Annotated in this window: 9 protein-coding genes and 1 pseudogene; 5 read left to right on the forward strand and 5 right to left on the reverse strand. The window is 56.2% G+C overall.

Features of this window, described 5'->3' with window-relative positions:
- Nucleotide 1: 1 nt before the first annotated feature.
- On the reverse strand, nt 2-1,285 hold the full coding sequence (locus tag IYV58_RS13675; RefSeq protein ID WP_004120369.1) for an HAAAP family serine/threonine permease: 1,284 nt from the start codon (nt 1,283-1,285) through the stop codon (nt 2-4).
- Between the two features lie 546 nt (nt 1,286-1,831).
- On the opposite strand from IYV58_RS13675, the pseudogene IYV58_RS13680 reads away from it, so the two are divergent.
- The 3 genes and pseudogenes from IYV58_RS13680 to IYV58_RS13690 form a co-directional block, all read left to right on the forward strand.
- Nucleotides 1,832-2,038: pseudogene (locus IYV58_RS13680) on the forward strand (recombinase family protein); the annotation flags it as partial.
- Nucleotides 2,039-2,102: 64 nt separating this feature from the next.
- The gene (locus IYV58_RS13685) at nt 2,103-2,795 is read left to right on the forward strand and encodes a hypothetical protein (protein ID WP_195729077.1); all 693 of its coding nucleotides are present in this window, start codon (nt 2,103-2,105) and stop codon (nt 2,793-2,795) included.
- 238 nt (nt 2,796-3,033) lie between these two features.
- Nucleotides 3,034-3,513 carry an Hcp family type VI secretion system effector gene (locus tag IYV58_RS13690; protein WP_142445756.1) on the forward strand — a complete coding sequence of 160 codons (480 nt, stop codon included), beginning with the start codon at nt 3,034-3,036 and terminating at the stop codon, nt 3,511-3,513.
- Between the two features lie 129 nt (nt 3,514-3,642).
- Here the strand turns inward: IYV58_RS13690 and IYV58_RS13695 are convergent, their stop codons facing one another.
- The 4 genes from IYV58_RS13695 to ybtP are packed head-to-tail and all read right to left on the reverse strand — an operon-like array spanning nt 3,643 to nt 9,755.
- Entirely contained in the window at nt 3,643-4,953 is a 1,311-nt protein-coding gene (locus IYV58_RS13695; protein ID WP_139530118.1) for a salicylate synthase, read from the reverse strand.
- A 27-nt stretch (nt 4,954-4,980) separates the two neighbouring features.
- Nucleotides 4,981-6,261, reverse strand: a complete 1,281-nt coding sequence (ybtX, locus tag IYV58_RS13700; RefSeq protein WP_142468269.1) for a yersiniabactin-associated zinc MFS transporter YbtX — start codon at nt 6,259-6,261, stop codon at nt 4,981-4,983.
- On the reverse strand, nt 6,254-8,056 hold the full coding sequence (gene ybtQ, locus IYV58_RS13705) for a yersiniabactin ABC transporter ATP-binding/permease protein YbtQ (protein WP_004120337.1): 1,803 nt from the start codon (nt 8,054-8,056) through the stop codon (nt 6,254-6,256). The genes ybtX and ybtQ overlap by 8 nt, the downstream gene beginning before the upstream one ends.
- Nucleotides 8,043-9,755 carry a yersiniabactin ABC transporter ATP-binding/permease protein YbtP gene (gene ybtP, locus IYV58_RS13710; protein ID WP_170100466.1) on the reverse strand — a complete coding sequence of 571 codons (1,713 nt, stop codon included), beginning with the start codon at nt 9,753-9,755 and terminating at the stop codon, nt 8,043-8,045. Before ybtP ends, ybtQ begins: the two co-directional genes overlap by 14 nt.
- A gap of 256 nt (nt 9,756-10,011) precedes the next feature.
- On the opposite strand from ybtP, the gene ybtA reads away from it, so the two are divergent.
- On the forward strand, nt 10,012-10,971 hold the full coding sequence (gene ybtA / locus IYV58_RS13715; RefSeq protein WP_195729078.1) for a yersiniabactin transcriptional regulator YbtA: 960 nt from the start codon (nt 10,012-10,014) through the stop codon (nt 10,969-10,971).
- A gap of 183 nt (nt 10,972-11,154) precedes the next feature.
- A complete protein-coding gene (locus tag IYV58_RS13720; protein WP_195729079.1) occupies nt 11,155-17,253 on the forward strand; it encodes a non-ribosomal peptide synthetase in 6,099 nt (2,032 codons plus the stop codon).
- Nucleotides 17,254-17,324: the final 71 nt, after the last annotated feature.

Below are 17,324 nucleotides of genomic sequence, written 5' to 3' on the forward strand. Positions count from 1 at the left end.
CTTAGCTGAATAGAGAGAAGAAAATGGCGGAGATGGCAATCAGTCCCATCACAACCACGAACGCGTTGCTGATGTGACCGCTATATTTGCGCATAGCCGGTACTTTGTTGATGGCATACATCGGCATCAGGAACAGGATCATCGCGATGACCGGGCCACCCAGCGTTTCAATCATGCCCAGAATGCTCGGGTTCAGGGTCGCGACAATCCAGGTGGTCACCAGCATGAACAGCGCGGTGATCTTGTTCAGTTTGTTGATTTCGATCGATTTGCCTTTACCGCGCAGAGACTTTATCACCATGCCGTTGAAACCTTCACGCGCCCCGAGATAGTGGCCGAGGAAGGATTTGGTAATCGCAATCATCGCGATGATCGGCGCCATCCAGGCAATCACCGGCGCGTTAAAGTGGTTCGCCAGGTAAGAAAGGATGGAGATGTTCTGTGCTTTCGCTTCCGCCAGGTTTTCCGGGGAGAGGCTCAGCACGCAGCTGAACACGAAGAACATCACGGTCAGCACCATCATAATGTGGGCAAAGCCCAGGATACGGGAGCATTTGCGCTCGGCGTCCTCGCCGTATTCTTCACGCTTTGCCACTGCAAAAGAGGAGATAATCGGCGAGTGGTTGAAGGAGAAAACCATCACCGGGATAGCCAACCACAGGGTCATCCACAGCCCATTCCCCGTAGCCGAAGCGCCGCTCAGCGACAGGGTATCCAGTACCGCGCCATTCCATTGCGGTATCAAATACAGCGCCAGTATCATTAAAGCAAACACGAACGGGAATACCAGTACGCTCATGGCCTTAACAATCATTTTTTCGCCAAAGCGGACAATACCCATCATCCCTACAATTAAAATCAACGATAAAATAGCGCGCGGCGGAGACACCAGACCCAACTGGTGAGTAATAAAGCTATCGACCGTGTTGGTAATGGCGACACTATAGACCAGCAGAATCGGATAAATAGCAAAGAAATAGAGCAGCGTAATGAGTTTACCTGCCCCGGTACCGAAATGCTCTTCCACCACTTCGGTAATATCTTCCCCCGGATTTTTTCCTGACAGCACAAAACGGGTTAAACCGCGGTGGGCGAAAAAGGTCATTGGAAAGGCAAGAATTGCCATGATAATTAACGGAATTAAGCCGCCAACCCCGGCGTTAATCGGCAGGAAAAGCACCCCTGCGCCTATCGCGGTACCGTACAGTCCCAGCATCCAGACGGTATCACTCTTTCTCCAGCCGCTGCTCTCGCGAGCGACGAGGGTATTTTGAACGGTTTCCATAATATGGCCTCAGTAATAAAAATAGGGTCAGAATTTATTGATTCTGATGCAGGTAATAAAAACGCTGTGTTTATTTGGCTATTTTATTAAATGCGACTATGCTAATTCGCTAACAGCGATCACATAACCTGATGGATAGCGGTGACTTTTAACGCATCAAAATTAATACTTAAATTTTTATATTTTTTAAAGTATCATTTTTAAGACGTTATTATTTATATGGGTGTGCTTAAGGTGCTGGATATTTATATAATTCACGTGCAGAGATAACAACCACTATTTGTCATACGATTAATAAAACGCAAAAAATCAGGGGCAAGGAAATAAACGCCCTCCCCCTCAATTATTTAAAACAATCAGTCGTCAACTTTTGCCTGTCGTTTTACCATGAGTAGTCATCCTGTCCCGATTAATTATTTCCGTAAGAGGATCGTTTAGCGGACAGTGAAAATGAGTTTTGTATCTTGGAGAAATTCATTGCTGACGCTGTTTTATATAACTGGTACGATATCAATCTCTTTGACGGCCCCTTATACGTACATATCTATGACAGAAATACGCATTGGCTATGCCCGATGTTCAACTGACCGACAGGATCTGGCTGCACAGCAAGAGGTCCTCATCGGTCTGGGCGTTTCTCCGGACCGGATTTATTCCGATAAGGGGTTGACTGGTTCAAATCGCCAGCGACGCGGTCTGGTTCAGGCTCTGGCGTCTGTTCGCCAGGGAGATGCGCTGGTCGTACCGAAACTATCGGACGCTTTCCTGTGGAAAATAATGGAAAACCGGATTTAATGAAAATCAGCAAGGAGCGATTATGTACAACAACAATGAAGTCATCAGTTACCTACAAGCCAACAAGATTCTTGCACTGAAGCTCGATCATGCTGTTTCTGCTGTCGGCGAAAAGGTCAGAAACCAGGTTGATGCATTAGGGAAGGGGGCAACCCGCCTGCTGTATTACACGTCCTGTTTCACCGATGAATACAACGATGTTTGCCAGCAGCAAAAGACAGAAGATTTGCGCTTCAGGAATGCTGTTATACGCATTATCCAGCATGGTGACGTTGTCTTTGAAATGCTTCGGGCCTACTTTGAGGAAATATTCAAATACAAAACTAATGCTCAATTAGAGCATATTAAAAAAGCGCTTATGGCCGTGAATATCCATATCGCTGCCAACACCCTTACAGGTGCAGGGTACGCTTTAGCGGTCGCTACCAGCATTCGTATTGGATTGAATCTAAATATGCAACTCAGTGCCCTTACGGGACGCGCTGCGGGTACGGTTGCGGGGGTTTTGGCTACATATGGTCTGGTTCAGAAAGCGACGGATAGCGCCCATCGTTTACACGTCCAATACCCAGCCTATTATTCAGCACTTTACATGCAACAACTAGAAATGATGTATTTTTTGATTGAACCCCTATTCGAGCGCGCAGGTGCCTTTGAAGCGCAATGGATGTCTGATTCTGGCATAGCAAATATTATCACCCGGATGATTAGATAATCATGATTCAATCACTAAAGAAATTTCTACTGTGGCAACTCAGGTTTTTATCATCGTTGTACGGACCTGTGATCCTCACGATTATTTTTGCGCTGCTTCAGGGGTATTTTTTTCCTGAGAGCCCTGTTTGGCCTATAGGCGTATTTGCCATGATTATGATTGTTGTTTTTACGCGTTATTGTAAATGGTGACAGGGTGAAGATCACTGTTATTAAATCATCACTGATAAGGAAATTATATGGCTACTCCCGCTCATTTATGGCTTGAAGATGAAAACGGATCGCCGATTGTTGGCAGTTGTTTAATGCCCCTGCGTTTAGGTTCTATCGAATTAAAATCATTTTCGCACGGTGTAACCATTCCAGTAGACCCCAGTTGGGGCAAACTTACTGGAACGCGCGTTCATAGCCCGATCACGATAGTGAAAGAATTTGACCAAACGACACCTGTTCTGTATCGCGCCGTATGTGAAGGCCGAACACTGAAAAAAGCAACAATCAAGATGTACCGAATACTGGAATCGGGCATTGAATCAGAATATTTCAATATCATCCTGGAAAACGTCAAAATCACGACGGTTTCCCCATACCTTGCCCCTAATGGCATGAGTAGCACGCATCTGGAAACAATCGAATTGCGTTATGAGGCGATTACCTGGAAGTATACGGAGGGTAATATTATTTATCGTGATTCATGGAACGATCGTTGTTGTGCCTAATGACGAAGTTTCTGACCTCCGTGCAGCCCATGGATGCTGGCGCTGGCCGACGCACGATAAACGCCTGAATCCGGGAAAAGAAAGTGCCAGCTTGCTGGCACTTTTCACCTTAAACAGGGTCGATGACCGTCATGCGGGCACCTTTAAATAGGGCGCAATGCTCGCTAATTTCTCCCGGGTTTCCGTCAGTTCGCGCTCCGGCGTAGATTGCGCGATGATACCCGCCCCCGCCTGTATCCAGCAGCGCTGGCTATCCTGAAACACGGAACGCAGCACTAACGCCGCATCGAAGCACGTATCTTCCAGAAGCAGGATTGCGCCTGAATAGAGCTCCCGCGGCGTTTTTTCAATTTGCATGATCGCGTTGAGGGCCGCTTTTTTAGGGATACCTGACGCGGTAATTGACGGAAACAGCACGGTAAACGCATCCCAGGCATCCTTATCTTCCGCGAGCTGGCCGCTGACGCCAGACCCCAGATGCTGGACGCTGCCGCGCTGGCGAACCGACATCAAATCCTCGACCACTACGCTGCCGGGCTGGCAAACCGCCTCCAGTTCGGCAATGGCCTCTTTGACCGAGAGGATATGCTCAAGCACCTCTTTACCGTCGTGCAGCAGCTCCCTCTCATTTGCCTGATTATGCGCCGTATCGCCCATGCGATCGCGGGTGCCCGCCAGCGGCTCAGTGACCACTTTGTTTCCCGTCACCGACATCACCAGTTCCGGACTAAAACCCAGCGCCTCGCGTCCTTGCTGGCGAAACATAAACGTACGGGTGGGCGTGTTGGCCTGCCGTCCATATAGCAGCGTAGCGGGCATATCAATTCGCGCAGGCAGAGGAATCGCGCGTGAGACGATGACTTTAACGTAATCGCCGCGGCGGATCGCCGAAACGGCGCGCGCAACCTGCTGTTTATACGCTTCACCGTCCAGGGCGGTATCCACAACCATTGGCCCGCATGGTGTCGCCGTATCGACCTCTTTTACCCACTCGCACAGACGGCGGCATCCGTCGGCGGAGTCCGCGTAAACGGTAACATTTCCCTTCTCAAAAATAAGTTCTTCACGGGGAGCGGTTAACGTTAGCAGCGGCCACTCGCCGGCATCAAAGGCCATTCCCCGCGCATGGGCCGCAAAGTTGAACCCAACCTGGCCATATACCCGGCATCCTCTTACCCGCGGATGCGTCATAAAACGACGCGCGCAGTCGATAATCGAATCTACCGCCCACTTTTGTTCTCCGGCATCATCAATGAATGTCGCCTGGGTGCCGTCGGCATTAATCTGCAGTTGCGCCTGGCATCCTTTACCTATGTACCAGCAAGGTTGGCGCTCATAGACATAGCACTCTTCATCTCCGAACTGACGTAAGACGCCAGAAATCATCGGCAGCCATTGCTCCTCTGGTAACGCCAGGTGTAAAAATTCACTGATTTTCATCCCTTACCTCTCTGTGTTATTCCCGAATCAATCAATTGAGCTTGTCATCAGTTCTTTTGCCGAACGCAGTCGGATAGAAACAATCCACGCCGCCAGCAACGTGAATAAGCCGGCAAACAGGAAGCAGGCCGTATAGCCAAAGCGCTGCGCGACAACGCCGCCGACTACGCCGGCCAGAATGGCGATGGCGGCGTCAGTACATTGAAAGAGCGTAAAATCGACACCGGCCTGCAAAGGAGAAGAAAGCGCCATCAGCGTGGCGTAAAGACAGACCAACGCGCAGGCCAGCGAAACAGATTGAACAACGATCAATACCTGGAGAATCGGCAGCAGTAGAGGACCCGGCGCTATCTTCAGCGTCATCACTACCGCCAGCAGCGCGATGCCCTGCACGCCATAAGCCGTAAACAGCGCTCTGCCGGGTGAGAGGTATTTCATCAGCAATCCACCCGCCAGCGTTCCGGCTATGCCCGCCGCAATATTACCGCCGCTGAACAGCGCGCCGAGCGCTGACATGCTCAGACCATGATCCAACAGCAACGGCGCCAGAAGAGGCAGCACAAACCGCATGCCGGAATTCAGCATCAATACCAGCATTAAGCCCAGACGAGCCTTTCGCCTTCTAAGCGCATAACCCAATGCCGGAACATGCGGAACAGATGCTGCGCGCGTTGGTTCGGCAACGCGCCACAGGGGTACGGATAAGACCAGGATCAGCGCCGCCATCATCAGCATGGCCGCAGGCCAGCCGACGGTCGCCGACAGCATCAGAAACACCCCGCCGCCGCACATCATTCCCAGATAGCTGCCGCCGACCTGCACGCTGTTTCCCCAACCGTACCCTGCGCGGGTCAGCTGATCGACGCAAAAACCATCGCTGGCGATATCAATAGTGGAGGCGACCGTACCCGCCACCATAAACAGCGCAAATAGCGCGACGACTATCGTTTCGGGCAATACGCCTTCTCGCCCTGTCCCGCCAATCGCGGCGGCAATCGCCAGGATCGCCGCGAGCGCAGCCTGCCCGCGCAGGATCAGCATGCGGGAACGGCGCTGCGGGCTGCCAGGAGGTAGCCGCCAGCGCTCGACCCACGGCGCCCAAATAAACTTCAGCGCCCAGGGCAGCATAAACAGGGTTGTGGCCCCGGCAAGCGCAAGCGATCCGCCAGCAGCGCGCACCAGCGCCGGTAAGGACTGCATCGAGAGCGCCGATACCAGACTCTGTGTCACATAGATGCCGGCAATGGCGAAAATCACCCGCCCGGTGGTTAACGTCAACGGTTTCACATTCGACGGAACGTCACTCATGCGCCACCTCCTCTGACGTGGAAACTCCTTCGGCGCGCCAGACGCGGGCGGCCATTTGCGCGTGCCACAGCGCCTGGTAACGCCCATGAAGAGAGAGCAACTGCGCATGGGTGCCCTGTTCAACCACTTTGCCCTCCTCCATCACCAGGATATTTCCTGCCCCGACGATGGTAGACAGGCGATGGGCGATAATAATCACCGTCCGGTTGTGAACCAGGTTATCGATAGCTTTCTGTACCGCCAGCTCGCTATCGATATCCAGCGCGGCGGTCGGCTCATCAAGAATGACGATCGGCGCATCTTTCAATAAGGCCCTGGCAATGGAAATCCGCTGGCGCTCGCCGCCCGATAGCTGTCCGCCCATCTCGCCCATTGGCGTCAGCCAGCCTTGAGGAAGGCGGGTAATGAATTCAAGACACTGCGCCGCGCGGGCGGCCTCTTCTACTTCCTGCTGGGTCGCCTGCGGGCGCGCAATCAGGATATTCGCCAGCAATGTGTCATCAAACAGCCAGACATCCTGAAATACGACGGAAATCAGGCTGTTGAGCTGTTCCGCCGTCAGGCGACGAATATCGACGCCGCCGATAGAAATCCGCCCTTGCTGCGGATCGGCATAGCGCATTAACAGTTTGCTGACCGTGGTTTTACCTGCGCCGGAAGCGCCCACCAGCGCGCTCATACTGGCCGCCGGAAAGGTCAAAGAGAGGTCATTGAGCGCGGGATCGCCGCTATCGTCATAGCGGTAATGAATATTGTCAAAGCGGATATCGTAACGTTCCGGCATCTCTCCGCGTTCTGCAACGGGAAGCGGCGCGATCGCCATAAACTGCTCAATACGCTGTAAGGCGCTGGCAATCAGTTCCACCACCGAGGTGTAGCTTATAAACATGGCCATCGGTTCAGCGAAACGCATAATCATCGCGGTGGCGGCAATCAGAAAGGCGAGGTTCAATGTGCCCGTGCCCACCCAGATGATTCCGCACAACACCACCACCTGTAGTCCCAGCTCCACAACGCCGGCGATCAGCATCGTCGCGCCCGCGCTCTGGCGGTGAGTGCGGGTCTGTAAGTTTTCCAGAGCGTTAAAATGATCCCGCAGCGCCCGGCTTTTATCAGCATCGCTACCGCAGGTACGCAATATCACCATCCCCTGCACAAATTCAACAATATCCCCGCTCAGCCGCTGGTGCGCTTCGCCCAAGGTCTGCATTTGTCGCCTCATCGCCGGGCGGCGCCAGTAATAAAACGGCGCCAGCAAGGGGAAGATCAGCAGCATCACCAGCCCCAACCGCCAGTCGATCCACAATGTCGCCAGCGACGCCGTCAGCGGCGTAACGATGGTCAGCAGTAAAATATTGGCTATCGCAATCACATAGTTGAGGTTTTCATCCACGGAGCCCAGCAACAAGGCGTTCGTTTCGCCCGCTCTGCCGCGCTGGAGCCTCTCCAGCGGCACGCGGCGTAATTGTTCGCCCAGGCGCAGACGCAGTTCATGGGTGGCCTGCGCCAGATGCCCGCGGTATTCAAAGCCCAGCCCATACCAGCGGAGAGCCAGCGTCACAAACGCCGCAATGCTGAAGGCCAAAGCCCAGTGAAGAAGTCGAGATGCCTCATTCCGTAGCAGCGCATCAACGATCGGATAGAGGCAGGCGAAGGCGATCCCCTGCATCAATGCCGCCAGCAGCAGAGCAACCAGACTGCGCCGCAGCGTTCCCACCTGACTGCCCACGCTGGAGATAAGCTGGCGCCAGATCGCGCGCCAGGCCAGATTATCCGCCGGGTTAGTGACTTTCATTTTGCACCGCCTCTTCCTGCGTTCCACCCGGCGCCCACTGCTGCGCCTGCTGATAGCGTTGCCATAGCCGTTGATACAGGCCACCCTGCGCCAATAGCTGCCCGTGGCTCCCGCTTTCCCGAAGCTGACCGTCGGAAAACAGCAATATCACATCGGCCTGACTCACCATGGAGAGACGATGCGCGACCATGATGACCGTCCGGCCGCGCATGGCAGCCGCGAGGGCTTTGATAAGCGCCGCTTCACCTTCCGGATCGGCAAACGCCGTCGCTTCATCAAGCACCAGAATGGGACGGTCCTGCAAAAGCGCCCGGGCGATGGTGATGCGCTGCCGCTGCCCGCCAGAGAGGAATACCCCTCGTTCCCCGACTCGCGTGCTGTAACCCTCCGGCAACGCGCTAATAAACTCATGCGCCTGCGCCACTCTGGCCGCCGCTATCACCGATTCCAGCGGCGTATCCGGCGCGCCCAGACGGATGTTATTGGCGATCGTGTCGGCAAAAAGAAAGTTGTCCTGAAACACAAACGAGATTTGCTTCATCAGGGTCTCTATCCGCATATCGCGCAGATCCACGCCGCCAATACGAATATGGCCTTTGTCGGGATCGGCGTAACGTAGCAGCAGCCGCGCCACGGTGCTTTTCCCGGCGCCGCTTGGCCCTACCAGCGCCACAATTTGCCCGACAGGCACGTGAAAGCTCACCTCCTGCAACGCGGCGCCAGTCCGCGCTTGCGGATAATGAAAGCTTACCTGCTCAAAGGTGATACTCGCCTCTTTCGGCTGTCGATCGGCTCGCGGGCGCGAAAGTTCCGGCATCGCGAGAACCTGATAGATACGCTGAACGCTTAAACGCGTTTGCGCGACCAGGTTATTAAGCATCATCATCGGCATTACCGCTTCGGCCATTCCGCTGGCTATCAGTAATACGGCTACCCAGGCGATAAAATCGAGACTACCAGCGTGCAGCAGGCCGTATCCGCACCAGATAAGAACGAATAAGGTCGGCAGCGGGTTCAGAATCGAGAATGAAAAACGCGCTGAAAATCCGGCCTGTCGATACCAGCTTTTGAGCACATCGACCCACTCTTCGAGGGCATGTTGATAGCGCAAAAAGCTGGTACTGCCGCTATCAAAGGTCCTCACAACCGGCATGGCCTGTACGAACTCAATCACCGCGGCGCTGACCCGTTCACGCGCCTGATGATAACGCTGAGCCATGTTTTCCGAGCGCTGCCGGGCGAGTAACAGCACCACCGAACCAAACGCCAGTACCCCCAGCGTCGCGATGGCCAGTCGCCAGTCCAGCCAGAATACGAGAACAACAGTCGCCAGCGGCATGATTATGGCGCGGGCATAGAGCGGCGTACTGTCAGCAACAAAAATATGTAACGACTTCACATCATCCAGCATCACTTTCGCCAACGATCCGCTGCCCATCTGCTGTAACGCCCCCGGCGCAAGCTGTAGGGTCTTGTGGGCTAATCTGCTGCGCAGAATATTCTCCAGATGGAAAGCCGCATAATGAGAGGTATTGAACGCCTGCAGGCGCAGGATAAAGGTCGCTATCACGCAGCCAACTACGCCGCTCAGCGGCCAGACGGGGATGAAGTCAGGCGCCCCGCGCAGATCGCGCAGGCACCATGCCAGAAAAAGCAGCGCCCCCAGGCTGGTTAAGGCCGCCAGCCCTGCCAGCGCCATAGCCAGGAGCACCTTCCGGCGAACCGGGGTAATCACCTGCCAAAGAGGAAATCGGGACAGCGATTCAGTGTTGGATGAGTGAGATGACATGGGAGTGGCTGATTTTCCTGATGAATTTTTATGGACGCCAAAAACACTATTTCAAGGTGGCGTTCCGGGAATTAATGTGAATAATAACCATTATCAATTACTCATCTACCCCATTCGGTTCTATTTATACCCGCATTGGTCTAAGCCACAGGGAGATAACCCGGTCATGACGGAGTCACCACATACGCAATCTGCCATCTCTATTCACCAGCTAGTGGTTGGAAAACCCGCGAACGACGGCACTATTCCTGCCCAGTGTGAGCTGCTGCGCTGCTCGCTGCAGGAAGGTATGGATATTTTGCTCTGGCGGGGCCACTTTGCTCAGCCTGAGACGTTGCAGCTGCACGACGACCTGGGCAGGATTAACTTCTCTTGCATTCTGGAAGGCACATCGCGCTTTGCGATCCAGGGACACAGCCGCCACACCGACTGGGAACTCGCGCGCGATCGTCATTACATTACCCATACGCCGGACTGCCGCGGCAGCGCCTCCTACTGCGGCCGGTTCGAGAGCATTACGCTCTCTTTCAGCCCTGAAGCCCTCGCGCTGTGGGTGCCGGATATTAGCTCGGTCATTAAAAATAAGATCGACTCCTACTGCTGTTGCCAGCAGCAACGTTGTAATGCCGAAACCCACCTAACGGCTCAGGCCCTGCGTCATGCGCTGATGCGGATGCACGGCGGCTTCACTCATGAACAAAAACCGTCGACGTTATGGCTACAGGGACAAAGTCTGGTGATGCTCAGCCTGGTGCTGGATGAACATCGCGAGGACGCCAGCTGTTCCTCCTGCCACTTCAATCCGATGGAACGCCAGAAACTGCTGCGGGCAAAGGATCTGCTGCTGGCCGATTTGACGCAGGCGCCGGGGGTCACCGAACTCGCCAGAGAGTCCGGTTTAAGCGTGCTTAAAATTAAGCGGGGATTTCGCGTTCTGTTCAACAACAGCGTCTATGGACTTTTTCAGGCCGAACGCATGCAGGAGGCAAGAAGACGGCTGGCTAATGGCAATACTTCCGTTATGACGGTGGCGGCGGATCTAGGCTATGCCAACGCCAGCCATTTCTCCGCCGCATTTCAGAAGCAGTTTGGCGTCACCCCGTCGACCTTCAAACGTGTGATCTAACCAGGACTCACCCCAGAACCCCCTCCGTTAACAAGGCCCGGATTCGCCATCCGGACCTTTTTTTTGCCGACCGTGAAACCGAAACGGGCATAAATAAACCCGATTCGGGTAGCGCTCAATTGTTAATAATAATTATTCTCATATACGCAATGCTTTTGGTATGACGTGCCATCAGGAGGAAGAATGATTTCTGGCGCACCCTCTCAGGATCCGCTGTTATCGGACAACGGCGAAGCGGCTGATTATCAACAATTACGCGAACTGTTAATACAGGAACTGAATTTAGCGCCGCAGCAGTTACAAGAAGAGAGCAATCTGATCCAGGCGGGCCTGGACTCCATAAGATTAATGAGATGGTTACACTGGTTTCGTAAAAAGGGCTACCGCCTCACCCTTCGCGAGCTGTATGCCGTCCCCACGTTGGCAGCATGGCGCCAGCTGATGCGCAGCCGTTCGGGTGAAAAACCGGATAATGCAAGCTCCCCGGCTGACGCGGCGTGGCCAGTCATGAGCGAGCGTACCCCCTTCCCGCTGACGCCGGTACAGCATGCCTATCTGACGGGCCGAATGCCCGGACAGACGCTGGGCGGCGTCGGTTGCCATCTGTATCAGGAGTTTGTCGGCCATTATCTCACGGCGCCACAGCTGGAACAGGCCATCACGATCTTACTGCAACGCCACCCGATGCTGCATATAGCCTTTCGCGCTGACGGGCAGCAGGTCTGGCTACCGCAGCCATACTGGAACGGCGTCACCGTTCATGATTTACGCCAGACCGACGAGACAAACCGCCAGGCCTATCTGGAAACATTGCGCCAGCGCCTGAGCCACCGTCTTTTACGCGTGGAAATGGGCGAAACCTTCGATTTCCAGTTGACGCTCTTGCCGGACAATCGCCACCGCCTCCATGTCAATATCGACCTGCTGATTATGGATGCTTCCAGCTTTACGCTGTTCTTCGATGAACTTAACGCCCTGCTGGCCGGAGAGTCGCTACCGCCCGGCGACGCCCGCTATGATTTCCGCGCTTATTTGCTGCATCAGCAGAAGATCAATCAGCCGCTGCTCGACAAAGCGCGCGCCTACTGGCTGGCGAAAGCATCGACGCTGCCGCCCGCGCCGGTTTTACCGCTAGCCTGCGAACCCGCAACGCTGCGTGAAGTCCGTAATACCCGACGCCGCATGATTGTCCCGACAACACGCTGGAACGCCTTTAGCCAACGGGCCGGTGAGAATGGCGTGACGCCGACAATGGCGCTGGCGACCTGTTTTGCTGCCGTTCTGGCGCGCTGGGGCGGTCTGACCCGGCTGCTGCTCAATATCACGTTATTTGACCGCCAGCCGCTGCACCCGGCGGTTGACGCAATGCTTGCCGACTTCACCAATATTCTTCTGCTGGATACCGCCTGCGATGGCGATACCGTCAGCAACCTGGCGCGTAAAAACCAGCTCACGTTTACTGAGGACTGGGAGCATCGCCACTGGTCCGGCGTCGAGCTCCTTCGTGAACTCAAACGCCAGCAAAGCCATCCCCACGGCGCCCCGGTGGTATTTACCAGCAATCTTGGGCGCTCCCTGTACAGCAGCCGCGCTGAGTCGCCGCTGGGCGAACCGGAATGGGGCATCTCGCAGACGCCGCAGGTCTGGATAGATCATCTGGCGTTCGAGCATCGGGGCGAGGTCTGGCTACAATGGGATAGCAATGACGCGTTGTTCCCTCCGGCGCTGGTCGAGACGTTGTTCAACGCCTACTGCCAGCTGATTAACCAACTCTGCGATGATGAAAGCGCCTGGAAGAAGCCGTTCGCGGACAGGATGCCCCAAAGCCAGCGGGAGATACGTCAACGGGTTAACGCAACCGACGCACCCGTTCCTCAAGGCTTGCTGCATGAAGGCATTTTCCGCATCGCCCTCCGGCAGCCGCAGGCGCTGGCGGTAACGGACGCGCATTATCAGTGGAATTATCGTGAGCTGACCGAGAATGCGCGCCGCTGCGCTGGCAGGTTAATCGCGTGCGGGGTTCAGCCCGGCGACAATGTCGCTATTACAATGTCGAAAGGCGCGGGACAGCTGGTTGCGGTCCTCGCCGTTCTGCTGTCCGGGGCGGTGTACGTTCCGGTTTCGCTCGACCAGCCCGCCGCGCGGCGCGGGAAAATCTACACCGACGCCAACGTCCGGCTGGTGCTCACCTGCCAGCACGACGCCAGCGCCAGGTCAGACGATATTCCCCACCTGACCTGGCAGCAGGCCATTGAGGCGGAGCCGCTAGCCGACCAGGCGGCGCGCGCGCCGACGCAGCCGGCCTACATTATCTATACCTCCGGGTCGACCGGCACGCCGAAAGGCGTGGTTATTTCTCACCGTGCAGCGCTGAATACCTGCTGCGATATCAATACTCGTTACCAGGTGGGTCCCGGAGACAGAGTGCTGGCCCTCTCCGCCCTGCATTTTGATTTATCGGTTTACGACATTTTTGGCGTTCTGAGCGCCGGCGGCGCGCTGGTTATCGTTATGGAAAATCAACGGCGCGATCCTCACGCATGGTGCGAATTGATCCAGCGTCATCAGGTTACGCTCTGGAACAGCGTCCCGGCGCTGTTCGATATGCTGCTGACCTGGTGTGAAGGTTTCGCCGATGCCGCGCCGGAGAAACTGCGGGCGGTCATGCTTTCCGGCGACTGGATCGGCCTCGATCTCCCTGCCCGCTATCACGCCTTCCGCCCTCAGGGACAGTTTATCGCCATGGGCGGCGCCACCGAGGCGTCTATCTGGTCTAACGCCTGTGAAATTAACCGGGTCCCTGACCACTGGCGCGCCATCCCTTATGGTTTTCCGCTGGCCAACCAACGTTACCGGGTGGTGGATGAACTGGGCCGGGACTGCCCGGACTGGGTTCCGGGCGAATTGTGGATTGGCGGTATCGGAGTCGCGGAAGGCTACTTTAACGATCCTGTACGTAGCGAGCAGCAGTTTGTGACGCAATCGAACGCGCGCTGGTATCGCACCGGCGATCTCGGGTGCTACTGGCCGGACGGTACGTTAGAGTTCCTCGGTCGTCGCGATAAGCAGGTCAAAGTCGGGGGATATCGCATCGAGTTGGGTGAAATCGAAAGTGCGCTCAGCCAGCTGGCGGGAGTGAAACAGTCAACCGTTGTGGCGATCGGCGAAAAAGAAAAGACCCTGGCGGCCTGGGTTGTGCCTCAGGGTTCGGCTTTCTGTGTTACCCATCATCGGGACCCGGCGCTGCCCCAGGAGTGGCGCGGGCTTGCCGGAACGCTGCCCTGCAGTGTCTGCCCCCCAGAAATCTCCGCCGGCCAGGTCGCTGATTTTCTTCAGCATCGCCTGTTAAAACTGAAACCGGGTCAAACTCCTGGCGCCGATCCGCTTCCCCTGATGAATGCTCTCGCTATCCAGCCTCGCTGGCGGGCCGTGGTGGAAAGCTGGTTAGCTTTTCTCGTGACCCAACAGCGGCTGCGGCCCGCCGCTGAGGGTTATCAGGTTTGTGCGGGGGAAGCGCCGGAGAATAACCCTCCTTCTTTCAGCGGGCATGACCTCACCTTAACGCAGATCCTTCGCGGCGCTCGCCACGAACTGTCATTACTGAACGATGCGCGGTGGTCGCCGGAAAGTCTGGCATTCGACCATCCGGCCAGCGCCCTGTATATCGAGGAACTGGCGAAAATCTGTCAACAGCTTTCCCGGCGTTTACAGCGCCCGGTACGCCTGCTAGAGGTGGGTGTCCGCACCGCCCGCGCCGCAGAGTGCCTGCTAACCCGGCTTAGCGCTGACGAGATTGAGTATGTCGGGCTCGAGCACAGCCAGGAGCTGCTGCTGAGCGCCCGACAGCGGCTTGCACCGTGGTCTGACGCCCGTCTCGCCCTCTGGAGTGCAGACACGCTGGCGGCGCATGCTCATTCGGCGGACATTATCTGGCTGAATAACGCCCTGCATCGTCTGCTGCCGGAAGACCCCGGGCTCCTCGCGGCATTACAGCAGCTGGCCGTTCCAGGCGCGCTGCTCTACGTGTTGGAGTTTCGTCAGTTAACGCCCTCCGCCCTGCTCAGCACGCTTCTGTTAACCGATGGTCAGCCCGAAGCCTTGCTTCACAATAGCGCTGACTGGGGGGCGATATTTACCGCCGCCGCTTTCAACTGCCAGCACGGCGATGAAGTCGAGGGATTGCAGCGCTTCCTCGTACAATGCCCCGTTAGCCAGGTGCGCCGCGATCCTCGTCAGCTGCAGTCCGCTCTCGCCGAACGTCTGCCGGGGTGGATGGTACCGAAACGGATCGTCTTACTTGACGCCTTACCGCTGACGGCGAACGGCAAAATTGACTATCAGACGCTAAAGCGCTGTCATACCCCGGAAGCTGAAAACCGGACTGAAGCGGATTTACCCCTGGGCGATATTGAGAAGCAGGTTGCCGTCATCTGGCAGCCGCTCTTGTCGATGGGCGCCGTCAGCAGAGAAACCGACTTCTTCCAGCATGGCGGTGATAGCCTGCTAGCCACCAGGCTGATCGGACAGCTCCACCAGGCGGGTTATAAAGCACGCTTAAGCGACCTGTTTAATCACCCCCGGCTGGCTGATTTTGCCGCCACGCTGCGTAAAACCGACCTCCCTGTTGAACAACCCTTTGTCCACTCCCCTGAAGAACGCTACCGGCCTTTCGCGCTGACTGACGTGCAGCAGGCTTACCTGGTCGGGCGTCAGCCTGGCTTTGCCCTTGGCGGCGTAGGCTCACACTTCTTTGTTGAATTTGAAATTGCCGATCTGGATATTCACCGGCTGGAGAAGGTCTGGAACCGGTTAATCGCCCGCCACGATATGCTGCGCGCCGTGGTGCGGGATGGACAACAGCGGGTTCTCGAACAGACTCCCCCGTGGGTGATACCCGCGCACATTCTGCACAGCCCCGAAGAGGCGCTACAGGTACGCGACAGACTGGCGCATCAGGTTCTCAACCCTGAACTCTGGCCGGTATTCGATCTCCAGGTCGGGTTCGTCGACGGGATGCCCGCCCGCCTGTGGCTGTGTCTGGATAACCTGTTGCTTGACGGGTTGAGCATGCAGATCCTGTTGTCGGAATTGGAACACGGCTATCGCTATCCGCAGCAGCTGCCGCCGCCGCTTCCCGTTACCTTCAGGGATTATCTGCAGCAACCCGCGCTGCAGACGCCCAATCCCGACTCTCTGGCATGGTGGCAAACGCAGCTAGATGATATTCCTCCGGCGCCTGCGTTACCGCTACGCTGCTTGCCTCAGGACGTTGAGACGCCGCGCTTCGCACGGCTCAATGGTGCAATGGACAGCGCGCGCTGGCGTCGCCTGAAACAGCGGGCGGCTGACGCTCATCTCACCCCGTCGGCCGTACTGTTATCCGTGTGGTCAACGGTTCTTGCTGCATGGAGCGCACAGCCCGATTTCACGCTTAACCTTACGCTTTTCGACAGACGACCGCTGCACCCGCAAATCAACCAGATCCTGGGCGACTTTACTTCGCTGATGCTGCTGAGCTGGCATCCCGGCGAGAGCTGGCTGCAAAGCGCGCGGTTATTGCAGCAGCGACTAAGCGAGAGCCTCAACCACCGCGATGTATCGGCAATACGCGTGATGCGGCAACTGGCGCGGCGGCAAAACGTACCGGCTGTCCCAATGCCCGTCGTCTTTACCAGCGCGCTGGGCTTTGAGCAGGATAACTTCCTTGCCCAGCGCAATCTGCTCAAACCGGTGTGGGGTATATCCCAGACGCCGCAGGTCTGGCTCGATCACCAGGTTTATGAATCTGAAGGGGAACTGCGCTTTAACTGGGATTTTGTCGCCGCCCTGTTTCCTGACGGGCAGGTGGAGCGCCAGTTTGCACAGTATTGCGCCTTGCTTAACCGAATGGCGGAGGATGACAGCAGCTGGCAGCTGTCGCTCGCCGACCTGGTTCCCCCGCTTAAGGTCACGGAGCAACGCGCCCACCGGCTGCGCCCTGAGCGCACTCAGCCGCGGGTCGCGGCGGACGAGAGCAGCGTCAGCCTGATTTGCGACGCCTTTCGTGAGGTGGTTGGCGAACCTGTCGCACCCGCAGAGAACTTTTTTGAGGCGGGCGCCACGTCGCTGAATCTGGTGCAGCTGCACGTTTTGTTACAACGTCACGAATTCGCTGCCCTGACGCTGCTTGACCTGTTCACTCACCCTTCTCCTGTCGCGCTGGCCAATTATCTGGCCGGCGTAGCCCTGGAGGAGCAAACCAAACGCGTGCGGCCGGTTCGCCGGCGTCAGCGGCGCCTTTGACGCGATACAAACTGACTTTTCCCGGACGCCATCGCCAACGCATGGCGCGCCACTGACTTTGTCAATTTTAG

Source organism: Klebsiella sp. BDA134-6, from assembly GCF_015601345.1.
GTDB lineage: Bacteria > Pseudomonadota > Gammaproteobacteria > Enterobacterales > Enterobacteriaceae > Klebsiella > Klebsiella grimontii.

Excerpts from the sequence above, each read along its gene's own strand:
- IYV58_RS13695 (WP_139530118.1), bottom strand. The coding sequence starts at position 4,953 with ATGAAAATCAGTGAATTTTTACACCTGGCGTTACCAGAGGAGCAATGG.
- IYV58_RS13720 (WP_195729079.1), top strand. The coding sequence starts at position 11,155 with ATGATTTCTGGCGCACCCTCTCAGGATCCGCTGTTATCGGACAACGGC.
- IYV58_RS13685 (WP_195729077.1), top strand. The coding sequence starts at position 2,103 with ATGTACAACAACAATGAAGTCATCAGTTACCTACAAGCCAACAAGATT.
- ybtA (WP_195729078.1), top strand. The coding sequence starts at position 10,012 with ATGACGGAGTCACCACATACGCAATCTGCCATCTCTATTCACCAGCTA.
- ybtP (WP_170100466.1), bottom strand. The coding sequence starts at position 9,755 with ATGGCGCTGGCAGGGCTGGCGGCCTTAACCAGCCTGGGGGCGCTGCTT.
- ybtQ (WP_004120337.1), bottom strand. The coding sequence starts at position 8,056 with ATGAAAGTCACTAACCCGGCGGATAATCTGGCCTGGCGCGCGATCTGG.
- IYV58_RS13675 (WP_004120369.1), bottom strand. The coding sequence starts at position 1,285 with ATGGAAACCGTTCAAAATACCCTCGTCGCTCGCGAGAGCAGCGGCTGG.
- IYV58_RS13690 (WP_142445756.1), top strand. The coding sequence starts at position 3,034 with ATGGCTACTCCCGCTCATTTATGGCTTGAAGATGAAAACGGATCGCCG.
- ybtX (WP_142468269.1), bottom strand. The coding sequence starts at position 6,261 with ATGAGTGACGTTCCGTCGAATGTGAAACCGTTGACGTTAACCACCGGG.